Raw genomic sequence first — 25,344 nt, forward strand, 5'->3', positions numbered from 1 at the left:
CATGGCGTGATCAGCCGTGCCTTTGCATCAATAACCGATATGCTGTCTTGCTGCCATCATTTAGTTGATAAAAATAAAGGGCATTTTTATGCCCTAAAAGGAAAAAAACCAAATGAAGAATTAATGAATATATCAAAACGGATGGCAACAGTATTATCAATCAATAAACTCTCCGTCCCTGAATTAGCTGAAGAGCGTCATTTAATTATTCTTCAATTACAAGCTTAAAGACGTATTCCGTGAATCCGGAATTTCTTGAATTTTCTTCTATTTTTACCAACTTATTCCGCGTTCATTCAATCTACCCAATTCTTTTTCTGCGCTATTCAAAAAGCTATCTAATTTTTCTGAGATTTTTTTCCCTATTCCTTTGTCTCTCAGCTTTAACTCCTCTATCTTTAGCGCTAGCTCCAATGTTTTTCTCTTCATCTCTAGATTAGAACCTATTTGTTTCTCCAGCTCTAGCCTTATTTCATTATTATTTTTTACGTGTATTACTTCTGAAATATCACCTCCCTGCTGACAGTTTTAATCTATTGACGAACAACTACCCACTTCACTTGGTGCCCTTACATTACCAATTAACATTTTACATACCCTTCAAAATATTATTTAATAAAATAATACCAAAGAAAATTATTTTATTAAATAATATTTTGTAACAAAAAGAAAAAATTACAGAAACAGAAGGCTCTCTTTAAGTAAAAATGCGCTCTAACTCGAGTTTTTGAGAATTATCTCGCTTTTCTCCACTTAATTGATTGAATTCATCTGGCGGCACCGTATAATTTGCCCACTTTGGATCATCTAACTCATTAATAGTTAGAACGTAGAATTGAACTGAAAAATGCCCATAACACAGTAGATTTCGAGCAGGCTCTCACAAAAGATCTATTGATTATTTTAAGATTATTAGCGACGGTAAAAGGCATTATGTCTGGCGAAACCCCTTCTCAACAAGCGTATATCAGTCACCATCTGAATCACCTTCAGTTGGATCTCCGTAACTTTGAACTTATCAATCCCCATTCTGTCGATCCAGTTTCATTTTGGACGCTCAATATTGATTCTCTGTTCTTCTCACTGGTGTTGGGTATCCTTTTTCTGCTTGTTTTCCGTAAAATTGCCGTCAACGCCACCAGTGGGGTACCCGGTAAACTACAAACTGTCATTGAATTAATTGTTGGTTTCGTTGACAGCAATGTGAAGGATATGTACCAGGGGAAAAGTAAAGTTATCGCTCCACTGGCGCTAACCGTATTCGTTTGGGTAGTGTTAATGAATACCATGGATTTACTCCCAATAGATTTCTTACCTTATATCGCCGAACATATTTTTGGATTACCCTCTTTACGAGTCGTTCCTAGTGCTGATGTCAGTATCACTTTATCAATGGCCTTAGGAGTGTTCGCACTCATCCTGTTCTATAGCATCAAAATGAAAGGAAGTTGTGGTTTCATAAAAGAATTAACCCTACAGCCGTTTAATCACCCGCTATTTATTCCAGTCAATATAATATTAGAAGGGGTCAGCCTGTTATCTAAACCCATTTCACTAGGGCTACGGCTGTTTGGTAACATGTATGCGGGTGAATTAATCTTCATCCTGATTGCGGGTCTGTTACCTTGGTGGTCTCAGTGGTTGTTAAGTGTGCCTTGGGCCATTTTTCATATTTTGATCATTGCGCTACAGGCTTTTATTTTCATGGTTCTGACGATTGTTTATCTTGCTATGGCATCTGAAGAGCACTGATTTTTTTATATATCCTTCGTCTTTGAAGCCGCCGGGTTGTTGGCTGCGGGTGCTCGTCTCATCAGGTAGCATGTCTACTCTCATCGGTCGGTCACCCTGGCAGCCGAAGGCAACTTCAAAAACGAAAGGTACACTACTGTGTTTTAACTAAAATGGAGACTTATCATGGAAAACCTGAACATGGATATGCTGTATATGGCAGCTGCTGTGATGATGGGGCTAGCGGCGATCGGGGCAGCAATCGGTATTGGCATTCTCGGGGGTAAATTTTTAGAGGGGGCAGCACGTCAACCTGATCTCATTCCTTTATTACGGACACAATTTTTTATTGTAATGGGATTGGTCGATGCTATTCCAATGATCGCGGTGGGGCTAGGTTTATACGTGATGTTCGCAGTTGCCTGATCCTGTCTTGGAAAAAATATCAGGCTCATTTATTAACTTTATTAAAAGAGGCATGGTGCTGTGAATCTTAACGCGACCATTGTCGGCCAGGCCATTGCGTTTTTTTTATTTGTCATATTTTGTATGAAGTATGTATGGCCTCCCCTTATTGAAGCCATCGAGAAACGTCAAAAAGAAATTGCTGACAGTATCGCTTCTGCAGAACGTGCCAAAAAAGATTTAGATTTAGCGCAAGCCAATATGACCGAACAACTGCAAAAAGCCAAAGAACAGGCGCAGGTAATCATAGAGCAGGCAAACAAACGCAAGGTTCAGATACTTGAAAATGCTAAAGTGGAAGCCGAACAAGAACGTAAAAAAATCATCATGCAAGCACAGGCTGAGATAGACGCTGATCGTAAACGTGCTTATGAAGAGTTACGTAAACAAATCGCAGGATTGGCAATAGCTGGTGCTGAGAGAATTATCAACTGTTCCGTCAATGAAACGATTAACAGAACGCTCGTTGATACAATGGTCGCTGAACTTGAACAGTAGGAGGGCTAATGTTTGAATTTACCACTGTAGCCCGTCCTTATGCTAAAGCGGCTTTTGATTTTGCGGTTGAACATAAAACAGTTGAATATTGGCAGGATATGTTAACTTTTGCTGCCCAAGTAACCTATGATGAATCTATTACTTCACTGCTTTCTGGCGCATTAGCGCCCGAAACTATGGCCAAAATATTTATAGCTGCTTATGGCGACCAACTAAGTGAACCCGCCCAAAACTTCATTCGAGTTATGGCTGAAAAAAATCGTTTATTAGTTTTTCCTGAAGTGCTAGCACAGTTTATTCAATTGCGTGATTCATTAGAATCTACCGTTGATGTCGAAATTTGCTCTGCTATGCCGCTAAATGATCAACAAAAAAAGAAAATAGCTGTTGTGATGGAAAAACAGCTATCACGTAAAGTTAAATTAAATTGCAAAATCGATTCGTCTGTCATAGCAGGGGTAATAATTCGTGCTGGTGATATGGTCATAGATGGCAGTGTAGGTGATCGTCTTAGACGTCTATCCGACGTCTTGCAGTCTTGAGGGAACTGGAGTATATGCAACTAAATTCCACTGAAATTAGCGAACTGATTAAACAACGCATTGCTCAATTTAATGTAGTGAGTGAAGCTCATAATGAAGGTACTATTATTTCCGTTAGCGATGGCATCATTCGTATACATGGTTTAGCCGATGTCATGCAGGGTGAAATGATCGCGCTGCCAGGTAATAGTTACGCCATGGCATTAAACTTAGAGCGCGACTCTGTTGGCGCAGTAGTGATGGGACCTTACGCAGATCTTGCTGAAGGGATGAAAGTTAAATGTACCGGTCGTATTTTGGAGGTTCCTGTTGGTTCTGGTTTATTAGGGCGAGTGATCAACACGCTCGGTGAACCTATTGATGGCAAAGGTCCGATAGAAAATGATGGTTTTTCTGCTGTTGAAGCTATAGCGCCTGGTGTTATTGATCGCCAATCGGTTAATGAATCGGTTCAAACAGGTTATAAATCTGTCGATGCAATGGTTCCCATTGGCCGTGGTCAACGAGAATTAATTATCGGCGACCGTCAAACAGGTAAAACCGCTTTAGCAATAGATGCCATCATTAATCAACGTCATTCTGATATCAAATGTGTATACGTTGCGATTGGGCAAAAAGCCTCTACTGTTGCAAACGTGGTGCGTAAGCTAGAAGAACATGACGCATTAGCCAATACTATTGTGGTGGTAGCCACCGCATCTGAATCTGCTGCGCTACAGTATTTAGCACCTTATTCTGGTTGTGCTATGGGTGAGTATTTTCGCGATAGAGGCGAAAATGCACTGATTGTTTATGATGATTTATCCAAACAAGCCGTGGCATATCGCCAAATTTCTTTATTACTCCGTCGTCCTCCAGGCCGTGAAGCTTATCCGGGTGACGTATTTTACCTTCATTCACGTTTGTTAGAACGTGCCGCCCGTGTTAATGCGGACTACGTTACTGCTTTTACTAAAGGTAAAGTGAAAGGTAAAACAGGCTCTTTGACCGCGTTACCAATAATAGAAACGCAGGCCGGTGACGTCTCCGCCTTTGTTCCCACAAATGTTATTTCGATCACTGATGGTCAGATTTTTCTAGAATCGAGCTTGTTTAACTCAGGTATTCGCCCTGCCGTCAACCCTGGCATCTCTGTATCACGTGTAGGAGGGGCTGCGCAGACCCAAATCATTAAGAAATTATCGGGGGGGATCCGTACCGCGCTAGCACAGTACCGTGAACTTGCTGCATTTTCTCAATTTGCTTCTGATTTAGATGACACAACGCGAAAACAATTAAATCATGGTCAAAAAGTGACTGAATTGCTGAAGCAAAAACAGTACGGACCTATGTCGGTTGCACAGCAATCTTTGGTGTTATTTGCTGCAGAAGAAGGCTATTTAGCAGATATTGATCTAACGATGATAGGTAACTTTGAAACTGCACTATTCGCTTTTACCGACCGTGAATATCCCCAGTTTTTGCAAAAAATTAACCAAACGGGTGAATATAACGATCAAATAAAGGGTGAGCTAAAAAATATCCTTGATGAGTCTAAAACAAACCAATCCTGGTAAAAGCTATACCCAATGAATTTCGAGTTACGGCAAGGCGGCAATCAAAGCAGCCAACACCGCCGTAACTTGAAAGGCTAAGGGTATAGCCGAATCAGTTTAACTTGATTCAAGGCGGAGGAGCGCAGACAGTACAAATCGTACGGCAAGCGACGACGACACAGAATCAAATTAAAACGATTTGGCTAAGTCTCACCTGTCTAGCGATGAAGGAGAAGCGGAAATGGCCGGCGCAAAAGAGATACGCTCTAAGATTGCGAGCGTACAAAACACGCAAAAAATCACTAAAGCGATGGAAATGGTTGCAGCTTCTAAAATGCGTAAATCGCAAGAAAGAATGGCATCTTGCCGTCCTTATGCAGAAGCGATACGTAGTGTGATCGGTCACCTCGCATTAGGTAATTTGGAATATAAACACCCTTATTTAGAAGAGCGGGATGTAAAGCACTTAGGCTATCTTGTTGTTTCTACTGATCGCGGTTTATGTGGTGGTTTGAATACGAATTTATTCAAAAAATTGTTAGCTGACATGCAAACTTGGTCTGATAAAGGAGTTAAATGCAGCTTGGCGCTGATTGGAACAAAAGCGGTCTCTTTTTTTAGCTCCTTCGCGGGTAACAGTTTAGCGAATAACATCGTTGCAGAAGTCACGGGTATGGGGGATAACCCATCGTTATCTGAACTGATCGGGCCGGTAAAGGTGATGTTACAAGCTTATGATGAAGGCCGTCTGGACAAGCTGTATATCGTCAATAACAAATTTATTAATACCATGTCTCAGGAACCGCAAATCGTACAATTGTTACCGCTTGTACCTGAAAAAGACAGTGAACTGAAGAAAAAATCTTGGGATTATTTATATGAACCTGATCCTAAAGTTTTATTGGATACGCTTCTGCGCCGCTATTTAGAATCACAAGTTTATCAAGGAGTTGTTGAGAATTTGGCCAGTGAACAGGCCGCGCGAATGGTAGCGATGAAAGCGGCTACTGATAACGGCGGCAGTCTGATCAAAGAATTACAACTGGTTTATAACAAGGCGCGTCAGGCCAGTATCACTCAAGAGCTCACCGAAATAGTTGGAGGAGCCTCCGCAGTTTAACGGTTTGCGCAAAATTCTCCGTCCATAGCGAGTTAATTTGGGGGGAGATGGATCGCGCAGCGGGCAACGCCCGCTAACCACTCAAAAAAAATCGGTGATGACTTTGTAAAAGGTTTAGCTGATAAGGGCTGCGTGTACCACACAGCCCAAGTGAGTCAATGAACTTGCTTTAGGATGTGGCTTACGGGTTGCAGAAGCTCAATCCAATAGAGGTCTAGCCGTTTGGGTGGAGTCGTTCACAGCTAAATTTTTATGCATTACTAGAGGATTCAAGATGGCTACTGGAAAAATTATCCAGGTAATTGGCGCCGTAGTGGACGTCGAATTTGATCAAAAAAGAGTACCCAAAGTATATAGTGCCCTTGAGGTAGATCTGAAAGACAGCGCAGCAAAATTGGTATTAGAAGTACAGCAACAACTGGGTGGTGGTGTGGTTCGCTGTATTGTCATGGGCTCTTCCGACGGCTTAAGACGAGGCTTAAAAGTCACTGATTTAGCTCATCCCATTGAAGTGCCTGTTGGGGCGGCAACGCTTGGGCGTATCATGAATGTACTGGGTGATCCCATCGATATGAAAGGCCCAATTGGCGAAAAAGAACGTTGGGCTATCCACCGAGAAGCCCCCTCTTATGAAGAACTGGCCAGCTCACAAGATTTGTTAGAGACCGGTATTAAAGTGATGGACTTAATTTGTCCCTTTGCTAAAGGGGGTAAGGTGGGTCTGTTTGGGGGCGCGGGTGTCGGTAAAACCGTCAATATGATGGAGTTAATCCGCAATATTGCGATAGAGCATTCAGGCTATTCTGTTTTTGCTGGCGTGGGTGAACGTACCCGTGAAGGTAATGATTTTTACCATGAAATGATGGATTCCAATGTATTGGATAAAGTTTCTTTGGTATACGGTCAAATGAATGAGCCGCCAGGAAATCGTCTCCGTGTGGCGTTGACGGGTCTGACGATGGCGGAGAAGTTCCGCGATGAAGGGCGAGATGTGCTGTTCTTTGTCGATAACATTTATCGTTATACTTTAGCCGGTACTGAGGTTTCAGCCTTGTTAGGGCGTATGCCATCTGCGGTAGGTTACCAACCGACCTTGGCAGAAGAAATGGGCGTACTACAAGAACGTATTACTTCGACAAAAACCGGCTCCATTACTTCAGTACAAGCCGTTTATGTTCCAGCAGATGATTTAACCGATCCTTCACCTGCCACTACCTTTGCGCATTTAGATGCGACTGTTGTTCTCAGCCGTCAAATTGCCTCTTTGGGAATTTATCCAGCAGTTGATCCACTTGATTCAACCAGTCGCCAACTTGATCCCTTAGTTGTGGGTCAAGAGCATTACAACGTAGCACGTGGTGTGCAGTCGATCTTACAGCGTTATCAAGAGCTGAAAGATATTATTGCGATCTTAGGGATGGATGAATTGTCGGAAGAAGACAAGTTGGTTGTTTCTCGTGCACGTAAAATTCAGCGTTTCTTATCACAGCCTTTCTTTGTTGCTGAAGTTTTTACCGGCTCTCCAGGTAAGTTCGTTTCGTTGAAAGATACCATCCGTGGTTTTAAAGGCATTATGAATGGTGATTATGACCATCTACCTGAGCAGGCTTTCTACATGGTTGGTACCATTGAAGAAGCTGTAGAAAAAGCCAAAAAACTGTAACCGACAGGAGGGCATATGGCTGTAACAACTTACCGTCTGGATGTCGTAAGTGCAGAAAAAAGGATGTTCTCTGGCGTAGTACAGAAAATTCAGGTAACAGGGAGTGAGGGCGAATTAGGCATTTTTCCCGGTCACGCCCCGCTGCTCACGGCTATTAAACCGGGCATGGTGCGTATTGTTAAACAATGTGGTGATGAAGCCTTTATTTATCTTTCTGGTGGTTTGCTTGAAGTTCAGCCTAATGTCGTTATCGTCTTAGCCGATACCGCTATTCGTGGAGAAGATCTCGATGAAACAAAAGCACTGGAAGCGAAACAAAAAGCAGAAACCCATATCGGTCATTCTCACAGCGATGTCGATTATGCTCAAGTATCCGCTGAACTGGCAAAAGCTATCGCTAAATTACGTGTTATTGAATTAATTAAAAAATCAAGTATGGGGTGAGCGATTATACCCTTCGTCTTTGGAGTTACCGCTAGGCGGCTAGGGCGTGAGACCGATGATCGTAGATATACTACGTGATTCGGCGAACCCCCCGCAGCCAACAACGCGGCTATAATCGAGTGATCTACAAATAACGGATAATGACATGAAGCAGCTTGTAGATTTTCTTCCATTGGTAGTATTTTTTGTTTTTTACAAAATCTACGACATCTTTGTTGCTTCTGCTGCACTGGTAGTGGCGACTGTATTTGCTTTAATTTTTACTTGGATGAAATACCGTCAAGTAGAAAAAATGGCGTTGATTAGCGCATTGATGGTCGTTATTTTTGGTTCCTTGACCTTTGCTTTTCAAAGTGATCTTTTTATCAAGTGGAAAGTAACGGTTATCTATATTTTGTTTTCTGTTATTTTGTTAGTCAGTCAACTGATACTAAAAAAATCACTTATTCAACAAATATTAGGGAAAGAGCTGATATTACCGAACAGGGTATGGTCAAAACTTAATCTTTCTTGGGCGTTATTTTTTTTAATTTGCGGGGTAATCAATTTGTATGTTGCATTTTGGTTGCCGCAAGAGGTATGGGTAAATTTTAAAGTATTCGGTCTGACGTTGTTAACGCTGTTATTTACTGTTATCAGTGGTATCTATATTTATCGTCATATGCCAAAAAAATAAAAAATTTTTTGCAGGTTACTTTTTTTTATTTTGGCAAAATTTGCTGTAAACCCTCGCCGCAATGCATGCGGGGGATTATTTTTTACGTAGCACTTGAGTGGCCAGCTCACGCTGTAATGCAGCTACCTGCGCAACTAATTTTTCCGCCAAAAAAGCAACTTGTTGCTGGTGCTGTTCTGCTACCACTTGTTTTAGTTGCGCCAAATTTTTTCGCACTTCTAACAAGTAATCTCGCAAACGTGTGCCATGGTTGTTAAACAGAACTTGATCAAACCGCGCTTGTTGAGTAGAAATATTGCCCAGCGGCTCAATTTTTTCCGATAGGGCTTCAATCTGCGTTGTAAGCACTGTTAATAATTGTTCTGTTTTCATTGATAACCGTTATCCTTTTTTTCATTGTTGATGTGATATAGCCGAATCAGTTTAATTTGATTCAAGGTGGAGGAGTAAAGACAGTACAAATAGTACGGCAAACGACGACGACACAGAATCAAATTAAACTGATCTGGCTATAAGACTTTACATCGCATTTTGATTAGGCACAAATAATGGATCCCTATGATGTTATCTCCTCAAGAAAAACGTAAATTGATGATAAATAATATTCAAAATAGTATAAAAAAAATACCGAATTATCCCAAGCCGGGGATACTTTTTCGTGATATTACCAGTTTGTTGGCCAATCCTGTTGCCTATGCTGATAGTGTGGCTTTATTAGTTGAACCGTATCGAGATAAAGGGATCACTAAAGTTGTAGGTACTGAAGCGCGTGGGTTTTTATTTTCGGCTCCGGTTGCTTTGTCTCTTGGTGTGGGTTTTGTGCCAGTACGTAAGCAAGGAAAATTGCCGCGTGAAACGATCAGGGAAGATTATCAACTTGAATACGGTACTGATACCTTGGAGATCCATCGCGACAGTATCAAACCTGATGATAAAGTATTAGTGATCGACTACTTGCTAGCGACCGGAGGGACTATTGCCGCCACGGTAAAACTCATTCGCCGTTTAGGCGGTGAAGTGAATGATGCCGCTTTTATCATCAAGTTATCTGAATTAGAGGGGGAAAAAAATTTAATTGATCAAAATATTTGTTGCTATAGCTTGGTCTCATTTTAATTTTTAGTAATTATTTTTCAATAGCCGATAATGTTGCTGGTTTTACTCAGATAATTTTCATCTAGAACTTGACAGTAACAAATAAAAGTAATAACGTGTTATTACATAGTGTAATAAATTAAAGAGTTTTTATTATGTCAATGATGTTTAACACTCGCCAATTTTGTGCAGGAAACTCGCAAGCTGTGCGTATCCCCGCTGAGATGGCTTTTCCACCTAAAACAGAGTTAGTTGTTCATCGAGAAGGTAATCGTATTATCGTAGAGCCGAGAGAAAAAACACTAGGCAGTATACCTATCCTATTACATGCTTTAAATCAACATGTTACAGATAGTCGCCCTGAGTTCGAGGAAACCGAAAGGGATTGGTCGTGAAAAAATACATGTTAGATACAAATATCTGCATCTATCTAATTAAAAAATTCCCACCAGAAATTGTGAGCCAGTTTGATAACTATCGAAAGGGAGAAATTATAATTAGTGCAATCACTTGGGCTGAGTTGTGCTGTGGAATTAAAAAAGATGGCAGAGATACTGTTGAGGACTTAATATCGGTTTTGGATGTAGAACCATTTGAAATAAAACAAGCTACTTTATATGGTGAACTGACAAGTCTTTTTCCAAACCGAAAAGCAAATTTAGATAGAATGATTGCTGCGCATGCAATATCTTTGGATGTCACACTTGTAACAAATAATGTTGATGACTTTTCTCTTTATACCAGTGCTGGCCTTCGCATCGAAAACTGGCTTTGATTTATACTCAATGAATTTCGAGTTACGACAAGGCGGAGGCGCGCAGACAGTACAAATAGTACGGCAAGCAACGACAACACTTAAATCAAATTAAACTGGTTTGGCTATAATCAATCGAATCTCCGAAGTGTACAAATAGTACATGGCAGGGGTTGCCAACGCCGCCGTAACTTGAAAGGCGAGAAACATTTAGACCTCTTTCGAAACCGTAGTAAGTTGATGCGGAGTCAAGGCGCCCGGCGCATAGTGTCGTTATAAAATAATAAACAGGGATAAAAATGTTTTATCTATCTTTTGCTAACAATTTTTCTAGCATCTCACCTTTCTGGTGGCGGAGATCTTGTCCCTCAACAAAATAAAAAATAAATTCACAGATATTTTGGCAGCGATCACCTATGCGCTCAATGGAGCGAGCACAGAATAGCGCCGTTAGTACCTTAGGAATAGTCCGAGGATCCTCCATCATATAGGTCATTAATTGACGCACAATGCCTTCATATTCTTGATCTATTTTTTTATTTTCACGATAAATACACAACGCATCCTTTAAATCCATTCTAGCGAAGGCATCCAACACATCATGTAACATTGTTACAGTATGTTGTCCTAAAGATTCTAAATTAACTAACAATGGTTGATGAGAAAATTTCTCCAGCGCTGTCTGGCAAATTTTATTCGCCATATCACCAATACGTTCTAATTCTGAAATAGTTTTAATGATAACCATGATCAAACGCAAATCACTGGCAGCAGGCTGACGTTTAGCAATGATACGTACACAGGCTTCGTCAATATCCATTTCCATTTTATTGACTTTTTTATCTCCTTCAATAACGTGGTTGGCGAGATCACTATCTTGATTATGCATAGCCTCGATCGCGTTAGTTAGCTGTTGCTCTACTAACCCACCCATTTTTGAAACTTCAGTACGAATATGTTCAAGCTCTGCGTTAAACTGGCCGGAGATATGTGTATTCAGTTTGAAATTATCCATGATTTGTCCTGTTTTTAACCGTAACGGCCAGTAATATAGTCTTCGGTCTGTTTTTTTTGCGGAGCGGTAAATAGGGTATCGGTATCACTGAACTCAATGAGTTCACCTAAATACATAAAAGCCGTGTGATCTGATCGGAACAGCGCGCTGCTTGCTGCATATTATGTGTGACAATAACCAGGGTATAGTCTGATTTTAGTTCACTGATCAATTCTTCAATTTTGCCAGTAGAAATAGGATCAAGCGCCGAACAGGGCTCATCTAACAGCAAAACTTCTGGTCGAATGGCGATCCCTCGCGCAATACATAAACGTTGCTGTTGTCCGCCGGATAAACTGTAACCACTTTGATGTAATTTATCTTTGGTTTCATTCCACAACGCCGCTTTTGCCAGCGCCCATTGCACACGCTCATCCATATCAGAACGCGATAAATTTTCAAATAAACGAACCCCAAAGGCGATATTGTCGTAAATCGACATCGGAAACGGCGTCGGTTTTTGAAAAACCATCCCCACCTTGGCGCGTAATAAAGCAACATCTTGTTTATCGGTCAGGATATTCTTTCCATCCAGAACAATATCGCCTTGGGCATATTGATCCGAATACAGTAAATACATCTTATTGAAAGTACGTAATAGTGTCGATTTACCGCAGCCCGAAGGGCCAATAAAAGCCGTGACCTGATTTTTAGCAATATCCAACGAAATATTCTTCAACGCATGGAATTTGCCGTAGTAGAAATTTAAATTGCGGATCTGGAGCTTACTGGCAGTAGTGCTGCTCATTTAGAATATTTCTCCTTGGTAAATTAGTTTATTTTTTAGCAAACATCACCCGCGCTAAAATATTCAATAACAGAACACAGAGGGTGATGAGCAATACGCCTGCCCAAGCGAGTTTCTGCCACTCATTGAATGGGCTCATGGCAAATTTGAATATCGTGACCGGTAAGTTAGCAATGGGATGCTGTAAATCTGTGCTCCAAAATTGATTAGAGAGCGAAGTAAATAATAAGGGAGCGGGTTTCACCGGTAATACGAGCGATTGCCAGTAGAACCCCCGTTAGAATGCCAGATATCGATGCCTTTAAAGTGATAGCCGTGATCATGCGCCATTTTGGTGTTCCTAATGCGTAAGCCGCTTCTCTCAGGCTATCTGGCACCAGTTTTAGCATATTTTCCGTGGTACGGATCACAATGGGTACTTGGAGTAATGCCAGTGCGATCACCCCTGCCCAGCCGGAAAAATGCCCCATCTTAGTGACCACTATGGTGTAGACGAATAATCCAACCACAATAGAGGGAGCAGACAAGAGAATATCGTTAATAAAGCGCGTTATTTCAGCTAGCCAAGATCGGCGCCCATATTCTGCCAAATAAATGCCCGCCATGATGGCCAGTGGTGTCCCTATCAAGGTCGCCCATAAAATTAATAATCCGCTGCCAGCAATGGCGTTAGCCAAACCGCCTCCTGCTGCATTAGGGGGCGGTGTCATCTCGGTAAATAATGCCAATGACATACCTTCGATCCCTTTGGTTAGGGTAGTGAATAAAATCCATACCAACCAAAATAAGCCAAAAATTATCGTGATCATGGAAAATAGCAGCGCGAGCCGATTTTTTTGACGACGCCATGCTTGTTTTTTATGACGAGTGGCGGTTAATTTTTCATTATTTTGTAAGCTATCGTTTTGCATTATCTTGTTAACGCCCTTTTTGCTTAGCTATATACCCTTAGCCTTTCAAGTTACGGCAGTGTTGGCTGCGGGTGCTCGCCTCATCAGGTAGTCTATCTACGCTCATCGGTCTCACCCCCTGGTCGCCTAGCCGTAACTCGAAATTCATTGGCTATAACTTTAAAATCATTAACTTAGAGAGCGCTAATATGACGAAAGTGATCAAAAACAAAATTAATCCCAGTTCCATTAACGCTGCAGTGTGTAAGCTTGACTCTGCTTCAGCAAATTCGTTGGCCAGGGCAGAAGTAATACTGTTACCTGGCATAAATAATGAAAAATTATCGAGTTGATAAGTATTACCAATGATAAAGGTGACCGCCATGGTTTCGCCCAGTGCTCGACCTAGCCCCAACATTATTCCGCCAATCACTCCATTTTTAGTGAATGGTAAGACAATACGCCAGATCACTTCCCAGGTGGTACAACCGATCCCCCCCCCAGTGTCAGTCTAGTTGTCGCCTCTAATTTTCGTTAATGGGAACTAATAAAGAGGCGATATAATCACGGAAAAACCGACGTATTCGGAAGAGTTTAAAGAGCAGGCGCTGTGTAAGGTTTATCATCGGAATGGGCGTACAATGAAAGCCATTGCGGATGAACTTAACGTGCCGCCGAGGAAGCTAAGAAGTTGTTTAGCAGAAAGTGAACTCGCCTCTTGGTGCAGGGGGCAGGGTATTTTTGTTCATCACCTGAAGCAATGGCGCGCGGATTTTTGTGACCCGAAGCGAACACAACGCAGTAAGAGGAAAAATGATTATTCCCGAACAGCGCCAGTCTATTATGATGTGGATTACTGAATCAACGCAGGCCGGAGCGCGGCAACAACAGGCTTGTCTCCTGATTGGGCTAAGCACGCGAACCCTACAGCGCTGGCAGAAAGCTATCGAGCAAGTGGATGGCCGAACGTGCCGAACAGCGCCGCCGCCCCACAAACTCTCACCCTGTGAGCGGGCTAAGCTACTGGAAATAACCTCTTCGGCCAAATTTGCTCATTTACCCCCGAGTCAAATTGTGCCGATGTTGGCTGATGAAGGGCTCTATTTCGCCTCCGAATCCACTTTCAAGACGCCCGCGCATGGGTCGAACACGTGGTGCACTGGTATAATCAAGAGCATCGCCACAGTGCCATTGAATTTGTCACACCTGCACAAAGACATGCAGGCCTTGATAAAGCCCTATTAGCTCAGCGTAACACAGTGTATGAAAAGGCACGCGCTGCAAACCCTACACGCTGGGCAGGTCAAATCCGTCAGTGGCCGTATGTGAAAGAAGTCCATTTAAATCCACAAAAATCCAGAGAAAAAAAGGTGAAACCAGACGCCAAAAAAGCGGCCTAGGATTTTACATCCTGGGCGACAACTACATTGACAATTACCGTCCCATAAGCTGATTCTTTCATCATCACCGGTGTTTGTTCGAAGACATCACGCATGACAGAAGCGATATAAGGAATGATCATAATGGCTAAAATAATGCCAGCCGCCAAATAGGCATACCGGAAAGCAGCTGATCCATCGGTTGTTGAAAATATTGAGCAAATAACGGCGCGAAAACAAACAATCCCCACATGCCATAGACAATGCTCGGAATGGCAGCAAGCAATTCAATCGCCATGCCCACCGGTCGTTTTAGCCAATTGGGCGCGAGTTCGGTTAAAAAAACGGCTATACCAAAACTCACTGGAACCGCAATGATGAGAGCGATCACTGAAGTCACTATCGTGCCGTAGATAGGCACCAATGCACCAAATTTTTCAGCCTGGGGATCCCATTCTTTATTCCACAAAAAAGCGAATCCCCATTTTTCAATGCTTGGCCAAGAAGCAATAATCAACGAAAAAATGATGCCGCCTAACAAAAGCAGGGTAATAAGCGCGGCTAACTTAACCAAAGCGCCGAAAATAATATCACCGTATTTATTCGGTGCTTTTATAGACGGTTTAGAAGAGATCATAAATTTTATCCATAAATTATTAGTGACTGCTTCCCGCCCGCATTGGGCGAGGGTTTATACCCTTCGCCTTTCAAGTTACGGCGGCGTTGGCTGCGGGCGCTCGCCGAATCACGTAGTATGTCTACGCTCATCGGTCTCACCCCCTTGCCGTAACTCGAAATTCATTGGGTATACAGCGAATTTTGCTAAAATTTTGGAACAGGCTCTAAGAGATTATTTGAAATCTTCTTTGAACAAAACGTCACCCTTACTATCTTTAATCTGGGTTTTCCATGCGCTGCGAATTTGTTCAACCACCTCAGTGGGTAAGGTAGCATAATCAAGTGCATGGGCTTGTTCAGCGCCTTTTTTATAACTCCAATCAAAAAATTTCAAGATTTCCAAGCCATTAACGGCATCCTTTTGGATTTTCTTTAATAGAATAAAAGTGGTGGAGGTGATCGGCCAAACATTTTCACCGGGCTGATTTGTTAGATCTTGCGCAAATGATTGGTTCCAATCGACCGTTTTTGTAGCGGCGCTAAAGCTTTCTATACTGGGACTGACGGGGTAATCATCTGCCGATTTCAATTTGGTATAAGCTAAATTGTTTTGCTTAGCATAAGCATATTCTACATAACCGATACTACCCGATAGACGTTGTACGAATGCGGCAATTCCCTCATTGCCTTTGCCACCTAACCCCGTCGGCCAGTTAACACTGGAGCCAACACCGATTTTTTCTTTCCATTCCGCATTCACTTTCGCCAAATATTGGGTAAAGACGAAAGAAGTACCTGATCCATCCGCACGACGTACCACAGCAATGTTTTGGTTTGGCAATTTTATTTCTGGATTTAACGCTACTATCGCCGGGTCATTCCATTTTTTCACTTTACCTAAATAAATATCAGCTAAAGTTGTGCCATCTAATAGTAATTCATTAGATTGAATACCCATCAAATTAACCACTATTACTACACCGCCGATAACTGTCGGAAATTGAAATAAGCCTTTATCAGCCAATTTATCATCGGACAATGGCGCATCAGAAGCGCCAAAATTCACGGTATCAGCAATAACTTGTTTTACTCCCGCTGAAGATCCCATGCCTTGATAATTAATTTTATTGTGGGTTTCTTTTTGATAAGAATCTGCCCATTTGCCATACACAGGGGAGGGAAAGGTTGCCCCGGCACCTGTCAAGTTAACATCAGCAAAAGCGGGCAGTATCAGCACAGATAAGACCACAGCAATCAAATTTCTTACAGTGATATGGAGCGGTTTCATATGTTCTCTCATTAGGGTGAAATTGTTTTAAGCAGATAAAAAAGTCGTCGCGGGGAAAATAGCGCAATTGAATGACAGCAAGATGTATTATTTATGACAGTTTTATGACAATAGACCTCTTGTATTACCTAGTACTACAGTCGTAGTTAGGTTGTGTACTAATCCAATTTATTCGTATTAAAGAGGATTTTATTGCAAGAGTAAAATATACTTTGTCATCCTTTTTTTAGTCATGTATTTTAACCCTCTCGCTTTGCTGCATTGCAATCTTGCTGAAAGTGAAACAGCGAGAGTGACAGTAAATACGCTTTTTAATTATTACGAAAAAGAAGGAATGGTCGATGAAAAGGACGAGAAGATTGTTGGCAGCATTATCGATTTTATTATTGCCGATGCTTGCTTTTGCTTTCCCTGCTTCGGTTCCTCCTGGCTGTAAAATTTGGATGGTACCTCAAGGCGCGTGGCTTTTACGAATACTCGTTTGTTCTCCACAGAAAAAGGCTCCCTCATCTCCTGTATCTCAACAGGTTACTGATCAACTCAATATGTTGCCACCCCTAAGAATAGGGTGATACGTTTTTTTATCCGGTATGCGGTAAAACTTCGGCCTTCAGGCCGGGGATATAAGGCACGGTTTTCTACCTAACATCAATTTCTTTTGTCATAGACCAAGAGGTATAATCTCGGGCATGAAACGACAACAAGCATTCAAATTTCAGTTGCTCCCTAATGGTCAGCAAGCGCGCGATATGCGGCGTTTTGCTGGAGCTTGTCGCTTCGTTTTCAACAAATCGTTAGCGCTTCAGAATGATAATCATGAGGCGAGAAATAGATACATACCCTATGTAAAAATGGCGTCATGGTTGGTGGAATGGAAATCTGAGCCCGCCACACAATGGCTGAAGGAGGCTCCTTACAATCATTGCAGCATGCGCTCAGAGATCTGGCGCGAGCCTATAAAAACTTTTTCCAGCAACGAGCTGCATTTCCGCGATTCAAAAAACGCGGACAAAGTGACGCCTTTCGCTATCCGCAGGGGGTAAAACTCGATCAAACAAATATACCCTTTGCCTCTGAAGTTGCCTTCGGCTGCCAGGGCGACCGACCGATGAGCGTAGACCATACCATGAGGCGAGAGCTGGCCGCCAACAACGCGGCGGCTTCAAAGGCGAAGGGTATACAGCGAAAGAAAACCGGCAATCACAAAGCAAGTGTCACCAGCAATGTAAAACTGACCCACTAACCTGGATCCCTTTAAGCTTTATTTACTAAAACGGATTGAGGCAGCAAAACCCTACTGGATCCCCGCTACTGTGTTATTTCGCGAACGTTAAGTCACGCCCTCTGCCCTGTTGTGTAACTCTTTGCTTGCATATCTCAATGGGATAAAATTCAGCACTATTTCAAAGGTTCACAGAGCAGAAAACGGCTCTACCAGACTGAAGCAATCACGCAATTTAAATTTAGTTAGCGCCTATGCGCTGCTCCCTCGCCGTCAAGGCGCGATTTATCCCGCTATCCAGCTAAAAGATAAAGAAAAATATAAAACACGTGATGCCATTGAACGTTTCTTCGGTAAAATAAAAGAACACAAAAGACTCGCTTTACACTTTGATAAGCTTGATATCACCTTCTTTTCTTTTTTTTCTACCGCTTGTCTTAAGGTCTTTAAATTACTTTGTTAACGTTGCCATAACAACGCTTCCCTATCAGGAATTTAAACACCAGATGGCCTGACGACACCCGATCCACTTGTTAGGGGCGATATTATCTGCGTGAACGACTGGTTTGATTTTTATTTTTACCACGATTCGACGAACCCCGCCCCTGGCGTCCATTTTGAATCGGTTCGGCTTTAATGGTTGGATCAGGTTGATAGCCATCGATTGCAATACGCGGTATTTCATTTTTCAGCAAGCGTTCAATATCTCTCAATAATTTATGCTCATCGACACACACCAAAGAAATCGCTTCACCGCTACATTCTGCTCGACCCGTTCGACCAATGCGGTGCACATAGTCTTCCGGAACATTGGGGAGTTCATAATTAACAACATGCGGCAATTGATCGATATCCAGGCCGCGAGCGGCAATGTCTGTCGCCACTAATACCCGGATCTTACCGTCTTTAAAATCGGCGAGAGCACGTGTACGAGCCCCTTGACTTTTATTACCGTGAATAGCAGCAGCAGTGATGCCATCCTTATTTAACTGCTCGGCTAAATGATTGGCACCGTGTTTAGTTCGATTAAATACCAGTACTTGTTGCCAGTTTTGGCTGCCAATCATATAAGAAAGGAGTTGGCGCTTACGACTTTTATCGACGAAATGAACTCGCTGAGTAATATGTTTAGCCGTGGTATTACCAGGAGAAACTTCAATATAAGCAGGATTATTTAACAACTTTTTTGCTAATAATTTTATGTCATTTGAAAAAGTGGCCGAAAATAACAAATTTTGCCGCTTTGCCGGCAATTTAGCCAAAATTCGGCGGATATCATGGATAAATCCCATATCCAACATCCGATCAGCTTCATCTAACACTAAAATTTCAATTTTGGCTAAATCAACAGCATTTTGATGTTCCAAATCCAATAAACGACCCGGTGTTGCCACTAAAATATCGACGCCACCTCGTAATTTCATCATTTGGGGATTGATACTGACACCACCAAACACGACCATCGAACGCAATTTAAGGAATTCACTGTAATTTTTTACGTTATCACCAATTTGAGCCGCCAGTTCACGGGTCGGCGTTAAAATTAATGCTCGTACTGGACGTCGGCCTTTAATTAGCGACTGATTTTCGCTCAGTAATTGTAGTAACGGCAAGGTAAACCCTGCCGTTTTTCCCGTACCGGTTTGCGCAGAAGCCATTAAATCACGGCCAGCCAACACCTCAGGGATTGCCTTTTCTTGAATTGGCGTAGGCGCAGAATATTTCTGCTCTGTAATAGCACGCAGGATATCGGCGTTTAAGCCGAGAGAGTCAAATGACATATAATTAGAAGCTCCAGATTCTCCTGTTTTCAACAATAAAGTTAGATGCAGTTTACGGAGAATATTATAAGAGGGATCACCGCGAGGGATCGGCACAAGCTGCAATGCGCCATTAATCGGCGACTATAGCATCTAACGGCGTACAGCAATAGCCTCAATTTCAATTTTTACATCTTTAGGTAAACGAGCAACTTCAACACAAGAACGCGCAGGAAACGGGGCTTGGTGTTCCTCAAAGAAAAGGCGGTATGCTGTATTCATGGTGACAAACTCATTAAGATCTTTAACAAATACGGTAGTTTTAACGATATCGGCAACACTTAGACCGGCTTTCTCGACTACCGCTGCTACATTTTCAAGTGACTGACGAGTTTGGGCGGCAATATCATCAGCAATTGTATTGGTTTTAGCATCAATAGGGAGCTGGCCAGAAGTGATAATCAGACTACCTAAATCAACACCTTGGATATAGGCGCCTATTGCTTCAGGGGCGCGTTCAGTCTTGATTGTGCGTTTTTCTTCGGTGTTCAATGTGGCTTTAACCGTATGTTTCATATTGATTCCTGATCGATAAATAATAGACCGCTTTCGAAATCTATTGAGTGACGTGGATCCTGCGTTACCCGGTGCGCGCAATCCTTATGTACTCGCATGGCAACGAAGATTGCTGTGTGCCGGGTGCCTTGACTTCGCATCACTCACTAGGGTTTCGAAAGTGGTCTAATAAAAAAGGTTAGCAAACGATTTTTTGATCCTATTAAATTAATCTGCAATAACCAATTCAGCATTTAATAACAATGCTAGCAGCGCTTGCCGCGCAAAAATACCGTTACTCGCTTGCTGAAAATAATATGCGTAAGGGGTCTCATCTACCTCAGTAGAAATTTCGTCAACACGTGGCAAAGGATGTAGTATTTTTAGATTCTGGCGTGCAGAGATAAGCATATTTGCAGACAAAACAAATGGAGACTTCCGGTTTATATCGGTCAATCCTTCTTGACGTTCTTTCTGTATTCGAGTCATATACAAAATATCTAACTCCGGTAGAACATCTTCAATACTCGCGTGCATACTGTAAGAAACCGCTTTTTCATCCAATACTTTCACAATATCAGCAGGCATAGCCAATGCATCTGGAGCAATAAAAAACAAATGATTACCACAAAATTTTGCTAAGGCTTGAGTGAGAGAATGCACTGTACGACCATATTTTAAGTCACCCACCATCGCGATATTAAGATTATCCAAACGCCCCTGTGTTTCTTGAATAGTAAATAAATCTAACAAAGTTTGGCTTGGATGTTGATTAGCGCCATCACCTGCATTAATGATAGGCACTCTATTTGACAATGAGGCAGCATGACAGGCACTCCCTTCTTGTGGATGACGTATTATAATCGCATCAACGTAGCTGCTAATGACTCTAATGGTGTCTGCTAGCGTTTCTCCTTTATTTACCGAGATATTACTGCTATCGGCAAAACCTACTACTGAACCACCTAAACGATAGATTGCCGTTTCAAAAGATAGACGAGTACGGGTAGAGGATTCAAAAAAACAACTGGCTATAATTTTATTTTTTAATAGTTCGGGTTGAGCACGTTGCTTTAGACTCCCCGCCATACGCATAACTAATGTTAATTCGTTGCGGCTTAAATCTTTTATAGAAATAATGTGTTTTTGATACAGCGGATTAGCCATTTTTTATGCTCCTGTATACCCTTCGCCTTTCAAGTAAGGGTATATACTCAATGACATTATTGGTCTTCATCAAAACCAGAATCAAACAGTTCGATGACCGCCCGCAATGCTAGAATTTCATCCGGACCACTGGCTTCAACCTCGATTTGGCGACCTTGTGCCGAATCAAGCATTAATAACGCTATCACACTGCTAGCTTCTGCTGTCGTGCCGCTTTCATTACGTAATATCACTTCCGCGTTAAATTTTTGTACAAGTTCAAATAATCTCGTCGCGGGTCTAGCATGCATGCCCAACTTGTTTTTTATTTCAACTGTTTTTTTTATCATTATTATTTTTCCAAAGCGCACGGTGATGTAATTGGACAATTTTCCCTTTAGAACGAAAGTGTTTCACTAATTTTTCAGTAACATAGACTGAACGGTGTTGACCACCAGTACAACCAACAGCAACGGTGAGATAATGGCGGTTATTGTTCTCCAACATCGGCAACCATCTTTCTAAATAGCGACCTGTTGCATTAATAAATTTACGCACTTCGATATGCTTTTCAAAAAAATCAATGACCGGCTGGTCTAGCCCTGTCATACAACGTAATTTTTGATCCCAATGTGGATTTGGCAAAAAACGGACATCGAAAACATAATCTGCATTCATTGGCAGGCCGTATTTAAAACCAAAAGATTCAAAATTTAAGGATAATTTACGCTTACGTTTTCCCAAGTAAGTCTGTAATTTTTTGTCTAGTTCATGTACCGATATTTGAGAGGTATCAATGATAAAATCAGCAACGGCACGTAAAGGAGTGAGTAATCTGTTTTCTTTATCGATGGCGTTTTCTAAAGACAAATCTTTACTCGATAGTGGATGTAAGCGGCGTGTGTCGCTATAACGACGGATTAACGTGTTGCTATCAGCATCAAAAAAAAGCAGCTTTGGGGAAAATTTTACAGGCAATTTTTTTATTGCCTGTGCAAATGTTTCAGGTGATTCAGGCATGTTACGGATGTCAATACTGATTGCGGCAGAACTATTGCTCTCAATGAGCGTGTCAACCAGCTGTGGTAGTAACACTATGGGCAAATTGTCAACACAATAAAAACCCATATCTTCCAATGCGTGTAAAGCCACCGACTTACCCGAACCAGAACGACCACTAACAATTATCAACACCATAACCTCCCCGGTATTTCAATAGACCTCTTTCGAAACTTACTACGTGATGCAGATCCTGCGTTGCCCGTTGCGCGCAATCCTCATGTATTTCATGTTAGAAGGTTGCTGTGCGCCCTGCGCCTTCGCTTCGCATAACGAACTACAGTTTCGAAAGAGGTCTAATGGCAATCTGTTCCTTTATACCCTTCGCCTTTGAAGCCGCCGCGGTGTTGGCTACGCGCCACATCGCCCTCATGGTATGTCCACGCTCATCGGTCGGTCGCCCTGGCCGCCTAGCGCAACTTCAAAGGCGAAGGGTATATTAGTTTTAAATAATTAAATTTATTATTAGCATGTAATGTATCTGTCAATGGTGAATTTTATATTAATATATTGATATAAAAAAATAATCATGTTAAATAGCTCATGCTGTTTTATGTGTTTTTTAGCGGTGGCTCAGTAATGATTCGGTAAAGCGCTTCATCGCTTTCAACCGTACGCAAAGAGCGACAAACCATTTTATCAGCCAATTTATCAGCGACTAAAGATAGCATATGTAAATGGGTTTTACATTGATCTGCAGATACTAATAAAGCGAACAATATATCAACTGGTTGATTATCAATAGCCTCAAAAGATATAGGCTGCTTAAGGCGAATAAACACACCGACGGCGCGCAATGTATCTTCTTTTAGTTTTCCATGAGGGATGGCAATACCGTTGCCAATGCCCGTGCTACCTAAACGTTCACGTGTTAACAAGGCCTCAAAAATAACCTGAGTGGATAGCCCAAGCTGTTTAGCCGCCAGCTCACTAATAATTTCTAAGGCTCGTTTTTTACTTGAGCACTCTTCGGGACTCAGAATTTTAGTACACTCGAGATTTAATACGGAGTGTAGTTGCATTGTATAATCGTTAGTCATGTTATCTTTCACTTAATCGCTGTTTCATCCTTATTCTAAAAATTCTGTCGTCGATGGGTAATTCAGTTTGCTCCTGATATAACAAACTTACTACCGCAAATCTAAAATTTTCTTTGCAATATACCCTTCGCCTTTGAAGCCGCCGCGTTGTTAGCTGCAGGTATTCGCCGAATCACGTAGTATGTCTACGCTCATCGGTCTCATACCCTGGCCACCTAGCGGCAACTTCAAAGGCGAAGGGTATAGTTCTTAACGCTTTTTCAATTTATCTTTATGTTTTTTGAGCTGACAGGCCAATTTATCGACCAAACAATCAATCGCAGCATACATATCTTGGTGTACCTGTTTGGGGTGCTCTGAGGTTGCATGCAGTTTTCCTCCATTTACATCTACTGTTGCTTCTGCAATGTGTTCCGTTTTTTCTACTCTTAACTCCACACGTACCTGATTAATATGGTCAAAATAGCGCTCAAGCCTGCTTAATTTTTTTTCAATAAAATCACGCAATGGATCAGTAATCTCTAGATGATGATGTCCAGTTACATTTAGCTGCATACATTTTTCCTTCTCAATTCAGGTCAAATTAACCGTTTACGTTGATTAGAGGGTGGAATGGACAACGACTCTCGGTACTTGGCAACAGTACGCCGAGCCACAATAATGCCTTGTTCGCAAAGCAATAAAGTCAATTTGCTATCACTTAGCGGCTTGATAGGGTTTTCTCCGGCTATCAATTTTTTTATCAACGCTCTGATTGCTATAGAAGAAGCTTCACCTCCACTTTCAGTGTTTACATGACTAGAAAAGAAGTACTTGAGCTCAAAAATCCCTCGAGGACTGTGAAGATATTTTTGAGTAGTAATGCGCGATATTGTTGACTCATGCATCTGCACTACACTAGCAACGTCAGCAAGAACCATGGGTTGCATAGATTCTTCACCCTGTTCGAAAAACGCAATTTGTTGATCAACAATACAGCGTGCTACTTTCAATAATGTTTCATGGCGGCTTGCTAAACTTTTTATTAACCATTTTGCTTCTTGTAGATTACTACGAATATACTGACTGTCGTTATCGTTAAGTAAGCCTCCTCCTGCTGATGCTAGGGCTGCATATTGTTGGTTAATTTTTAAGTGTGGAAGGCTATCAGTGTTCAATTCAACCGTCCAATCATTCCCCTTCTTGTTCAAAATAACATCTGGAATAACATACTGTGATGTGCCTGTACTAACAACCGACTGCCCCGGACGCGGATCGAGCGACTGGATCAAGGCAATGGCTTCTTTTAGCGCCGTTTCTTTTAGTCGGCTTAAGCGAATTATTGTGCGGTAATCATGATTACCCAACAAATCGAGATAATCCGCAACTATTAAGCGTGCTTCTATCAGGTAAGGCGTATTTATAGCACATTGTGATAATTGAACTAATAAACATTCCCGTAAATTACGAGCCGCGACCCCAACAGGATCAAAATGTTGTACCCGTTTTAACACTGCTTCCACTTCGTCAAGTGTCAGTTCTTTATCACCGATAGTGGCTAAAATATCTTCTAGTGATACGGTAAGATACCCAGTTTCATCTACCGCATCAATGATAGAAATGGCGATAGCAGTATCAGAAAAGGGCGTGAGACCCACTTGCCACATCAGATGATCTTGTAAGCTTTGAGTATTTCCCTCCTGGTAGTAAGGTAAATCATCATTATCATTGCCGTAATAATGACTCATTCCGAATGACATACTGGTGTTATACATTTCTTCCCAGGTTACATCCAGCGGCAACTCTTCCGGTATATTTTCTTTTTCTAGGGCGTTAAGGCTATCAAAATCTTCTGGGTTCACCGTCTCTTTCGTGTCGATTTCCACATGGCTATTTGTTTGCTCTAGCAGAGGATTATTGACTAATGCCAACTGAATCTCTTGTTGTAATTCAGCAGTAGAGAGATGCAACAAACGTATTGCCTGCTGAAGTTGTGGGGTCATAGCCAATTGCTGACTGAGTCTAAGTTGTAAACCTTGCTTCATAATGTTAGATCAATTTTCCGTAACCACTCAATGTTAGA

At 41.8% G+C, this 25,344-nt stretch carries 28 protein-coding genes and 7 pseudogenes; 19 read left to right on the plus strand and 16 right to left on the minus strand.

What is annotated here, in order from left to right:
- The 10 genes from REG_RS13920 to REG_RS00295 form a co-directional block, all read left to right on the plus strand.
- Positions 1–228: RsmG family class I SAM-dependent methyltransferase (locus REG_RS13920; protein ID WP_039906828.1), on the plus strand; the 228-nt coding region annotated here is incomplete at its 5' end.
- 705 nt (positions 229–933) lie between these two features.
- Positions 934–1,752 (plus strand): F0F1 ATP synthase subunit A, encoded by an 819-nt coding sequence (gene atpB, locus REG_RS00255; RefSeq protein WP_006704016.1) that lies wholly within the window; start codon positions 934–936, stop codon positions 1,750–1,752.
- A 165-nt stretch (positions 1,753–1,917) separates the two neighbouring features.
- Positions 1,918–2,157: a F0F1 ATP synthase subunit C gene (atpE, locus tag REG_RS00260; RefSeq protein WP_006704017.1), complete on the plus strand. Its 240-nt coding sequence runs from the start codon at positions 1,918–1,920 to the stop codon at positions 2,155–2,157.
- A gap of 60 nt (positions 2,158–2,217) precedes the next feature.
- A complete protein-coding gene (gene atpF, locus REG_RS00265; protein ID WP_006704018.1) occupies positions 2,218–2,694 on the plus strand; it encodes a F0F1 ATP synthase subunit B in 477 nt (158 codons plus the stop codon).
- Positions 2,695–2,702: 8 nt separating this feature from the next.
- Entirely contained in the window at positions 2,703–3,236 is a 534-nt protein-coding gene (gene atpH / locus REG_RS00270; RefSeq protein WP_006704019.1) for a F0F1 ATP synthase subunit delta, read from the plus strand.
- Between the two features lie 14 nt (positions 3,237–3,250).
- Positions 3,251–4,792 carry a F0F1 ATP synthase subunit alpha gene (atpA, locus tag REG_RS00275; RefSeq protein WP_006704020.1) on the plus strand — a complete coding sequence of 514 codons (1,542 nt, stop codon included), beginning with the start codon at positions 3,251–3,253 and terminating at the stop codon, positions 4,790–4,792.
- Between the two features lie 220 nt (positions 4,793–5,012).
- Positions 5,013–5,891 carry a F0F1 ATP synthase subunit gamma gene (gene atpG, locus REG_RS00280; RefSeq protein WP_006704021.1) on the plus strand — a complete coding sequence of 293 codons (879 nt, stop codon included), beginning with the start codon at positions 5,013–5,015 and terminating at the stop codon, positions 5,889–5,891.
- A gap of 274 nt (positions 5,892–6,165) precedes the next feature.
- On the plus strand, positions 6,166–7,554 hold the full coding sequence (gene atpD / locus REG_RS00285; protein ID WP_006704022.1) for a F0F1 ATP synthase subunit beta: 1,389 nt from the start codon (positions 6,166–6,168) through the stop codon (positions 7,552–7,554).
- Positions 7,555–7,569: 15 nt separating this feature from the next.
- Positions 7,570–7,998 carry a F0F1 ATP synthase subunit epsilon gene (locus REG_RS00290; protein WP_006704023.1) on the plus strand — a complete coding sequence of 143 codons (429 nt, stop codon included), beginning with the start codon at positions 7,570–7,572 and terminating at the stop codon, positions 7,996–7,998.
- A gap of 145 nt (positions 7,999–8,143) precedes the next feature.
- A complete protein-coding gene (locus tag REG_RS00295; protein ID WP_006704024.1) occupies positions 8,144–8,674 on the plus strand; it encodes a septation protein A in 531 nt (176 codons plus the stop codon).
- A gap of 81 nt (positions 8,675–8,755) precedes the next feature.
- Here REG_RS00295 and priC read toward each other — a convergent pair.
- Positions 8,756–9,046, minus strand: a pseudogene (gene priC / locus REG_RS00300) (primosomal replication protein PriC); the annotation flags it as partial.
- A 189-nt stretch (positions 9,047–9,235) separates the two neighbouring features.
- Here priC and apt point away from each other — a divergent pair.
- The 3 genes from apt to REG_RS00315 all read left to right on the plus strand — a co-directional run bounded on the left by apt (position 9,236) and on the right by REG_RS00315 (position 10,544).
- Entirely contained in the window at positions 9,236–9,790 is a 555-nt protein-coding gene (gene apt, locus REG_RS00305) for an adenine phosphoribosyltransferase (protein WP_176603408.1), read from the plus strand.
- Between the two features lie 134 nt (positions 9,791–9,924).
- Complete coding sequence (locus REG_RS00310) at positions 9,925–10,164, plus strand: antitoxin (RefSeq protein ID WP_006704027.1); 240 nt, start codon at positions 9,925–9,927, stop codon at positions 10,162–10,164.
- The gene (locus tag REG_RS00315) at positions 10,161–10,544 is read left to right on the plus strand and encodes a type II toxin-antitoxin system VapC family toxin (protein ID WP_039906829.1); all 384 of its coding nucleotides are present in this window, start codon (positions 10,161–10,163) and stop codon (positions 10,542–10,544) included. The genes REG_RS00310 and REG_RS00315 overlap by 4 nt, the downstream gene beginning before the upstream one ends.
- A gap of 283 nt (positions 10,545–10,827) precedes the next feature.
- On the opposite strand, the gene phoU is transcribed toward REG_RS00315, so the two are convergent.
- The 4 genes and pseudogenes from phoU to REG_RS00335 all read right to left on the minus strand — a co-directional run.
- A complete protein-coding gene (gene phoU / locus REG_RS00320) occupies positions 10,828–11,538 on the minus strand; it encodes a phosphate signaling complex protein PhoU (protein ID WP_006704029.1) in 711 nt (236 codons plus the stop codon).
- A gap of 14 nt (positions 11,539–11,552) precedes the next feature.
- Positions 11,553–12,325, minus strand: a pseudogene (pstB, locus tag REG_RS00325) (phosphate ABC transporter ATP-binding protein PstB).
- Between the two features lie 28 nt (positions 12,326–12,353).
- A pseudogene (gene pstA / locus REG_RS00330) lies at positions 12,354–13,236 on the minus strand (phosphate ABC transporter permease PstA).
- A 151-nt stretch (positions 13,237–13,387) separates the two neighbouring features.
- Positions 13,388–13,711 (minus strand): annotated as a pseudogene (locus REG_RS00335) (ABC transporter permease subunit); the annotation flags it as partial.
- Positions 13,712–13,856: 145 nt separating this feature from the next.
- Between REG_RS00335 and REG_RS12905 the strand changes: the two are divergent.
- Genes REG_RS12905 through REG_RS12910 form a run of 3 tightly spaced genes read left to right on the plus strand, consistent with a single transcriptional unit; the run spans position 13,857 to position 14,615 of the window.
- The gene (locus REG_RS12905; protein WP_176603373.1) at positions 13,857–14,075 is read left to right on the plus strand and encodes a hypothetical protein; all 219 of its coding nucleotides are present in this window, start codon (positions 13,857–13,859) and stop codon (positions 14,073–14,075) included.
- Positions 14,029–14,460 (plus strand): helix-turn-helix domain-containing protein, encoded by a 432-nt coding sequence (locus tag REG_RS12430; protein WP_141553573.1) that lies wholly within the window; start codon positions 14,029–14,031, stop codon positions 14,458–14,460. The genes REG_RS12905 and REG_RS12430 overlap by 47 nt, the downstream gene beginning before the upstream one ends.
- A 14-nt stretch (positions 14,461–14,474) precedes the next feature.
- Positions 14,475–14,615: a hypothetical protein gene (locus REG_RS12910; protein ID WP_176603359.1), complete on the plus strand. Its 141-nt coding sequence runs from the start codon at positions 14,475–14,477 to the stop codon at positions 14,613–14,615.
- 41 nt (positions 14,616–14,656) lie between these two features.
- Here the strand turns inward: REG_RS12910 and pstC are convergent.
- The 3 genes and pseudogenes from pstC to pstS all read right to left on the minus strand — a co-directional run.
- A pseudogene (gene pstC / locus REG_RS00345) lies at positions 14,657–15,231 on the minus strand (phosphate ABC transporter permease PstC); the annotation flags it as partial.
- A 5-nt stretch (positions 15,232–15,236) separates the two neighbouring features.
- Positions 15,237–15,362, minus strand: a complete 126-nt coding sequence (locus REG_RS13925) for a hypothetical protein (RefSeq protein WP_260200027.1) — start codon at positions 15,360–15,362, stop codon at positions 15,237–15,239.
- An 82-nt stretch (positions 15,363–15,444) separates the two neighbouring features.
- On the minus strand, positions 15,445–16,500 hold the full coding sequence (pstS, locus tag REG_RS00350; protein WP_039906833.1) for a phosphate ABC transporter substrate-binding protein PstS: 1,056 nt from the start codon (positions 16,498–16,500) through the stop codon (positions 15,445–15,447).
- 341 nt (positions 16,501–16,841) lie between these two features.
- Between pstS and REG_RS13650 the strand changes: the two genes are divergently transcribed.
- From REG_RS13650 to REG_RS00365, 3 genes and pseudogenes are all read left to right on the plus strand, one after another.
- Positions 16,842–17,072: a hypothetical protein gene (locus REG_RS13650; RefSeq protein WP_141553574.1), complete on the plus strand. Its 231-nt coding sequence runs from the start codon at positions 16,842–16,844 to the stop codon at positions 17,070–17,072.
- A gap of 117 nt (positions 17,073–17,189) precedes the next feature.
- Positions 17,190–17,560 (plus strand): annotated as a pseudogene (locus tag REG_RS00360) (RNA-guided endonuclease InsQ/TnpB family protein); the annotation flags it as partial.
- Positions 17,561–17,864: 304 nt separating this feature from the next.
- The gene (locus tag REG_RS00365; protein ID WP_071985149.1) at positions 17,865–18,185 is read left to right on the plus strand and encodes a hypothetical protein; all 321 of its coding nucleotides are present in this window, start codon (positions 17,865–17,867) and stop codon (positions 18,183–18,185) included.
- A 97-nt stretch (positions 18,186–18,282) separates the two neighbouring features.
- Here REG_RS00365 and rhlE read toward each other — a convergent pair.
- The 8 genes and pseudogenes from rhlE to rpoN form a co-directional block, all read right to left on the minus strand.
- Positions 18,283–19,503: pseudogene (gene rhlE / locus REG_RS00370) on the minus strand (ATP-dependent RNA helicase RhlE); the annotation flags it as partial.
- A 132-nt stretch (positions 19,504–19,635) separates the two neighbouring features.
- A complete protein-coding gene (locus tag REG_RS00375; RefSeq protein WP_050749281.1) occupies positions 19,636–20,058 on the minus strand; it encodes a Rid family detoxifying hydrolase in 423 nt (140 codons plus the stop codon).
- A 207-nt stretch (positions 20,059–20,265) separates the two neighbouring features.
- Positions 20,266–21,204, minus strand: coding sequence for an aspartate carbamoyltransferase (gene pyrB, locus REG_RS00380; protein ID WP_006704033.1), 939 nt, complete (start codon positions 21,202–21,204; stop codon positions 20,266–20,268).
- A gap of 56 nt (positions 21,205–21,260) precedes the next feature.
- Positions 21,261–21,536, minus strand: coding sequence for a PTS phosphocarrier protein NPr (npr, locus tag REG_RS00385; protein ID WP_039907027.1), 276 nt, complete (start codon positions 21,534–21,536; stop codon positions 21,261–21,263).
- Positions 21,514–22,380 carry an RNase adapter RapZ gene (gene rapZ / locus REG_RS00390; RefSeq protein WP_006704035.1) on the minus strand — a complete coding sequence of 289 codons (867 nt, stop codon included), beginning with the start codon at positions 22,378–22,380 and terminating at the stop codon, positions 21,514–21,516. The genes npr and rapZ overlap by 23 nt, the downstream gene beginning before the upstream one ends.
- Before the next feature lie 413 nt (positions 22,381–22,793).
- Positions 22,794–23,282 (minus strand): PTS IIA-like nitrogen regulatory protein PtsN, encoded by a 489-nt coding sequence (ptsN, locus tag REG_RS00395; protein ID WP_039906836.1) that lies wholly within the window; start codon positions 23,280–23,282, stop codon positions 22,794–22,796.
- Between the two features lie 249 nt (positions 23,283–23,531).
- The gene (gene hpf, locus REG_RS00400; protein WP_006704037.1) at positions 23,532–23,837 is read right to left on the minus strand and encodes a ribosome hibernation promoting factor; all 306 of its coding nucleotides are present in this window, start codon (positions 23,835–23,837) and stop codon (positions 23,532–23,534) included.
- Positions 23,838–23,860: 23 nt separating this feature from the next.
- Complete coding sequence (rpoN, locus tag REG_RS00405; protein ID WP_006704038.1) at positions 23,861–25,306, minus strand: RNA polymerase factor sigma-54; 1,446 nt, start codon at positions 25,304–25,306, stop codon at positions 23,861–23,863.
- Between the last annotated feature and the right edge of the window lie 38 nt (positions 25,307–25,344).

Source organism: Candidatus Regiella insecticola LSR1 (assembly GCF_000143625.1).
Lineage (GTDB): Bacteria > Pseudomonadota > Gammaproteobacteria > Enterobacterales > Enterobacteriaceae > Regiella > Regiella insecticola.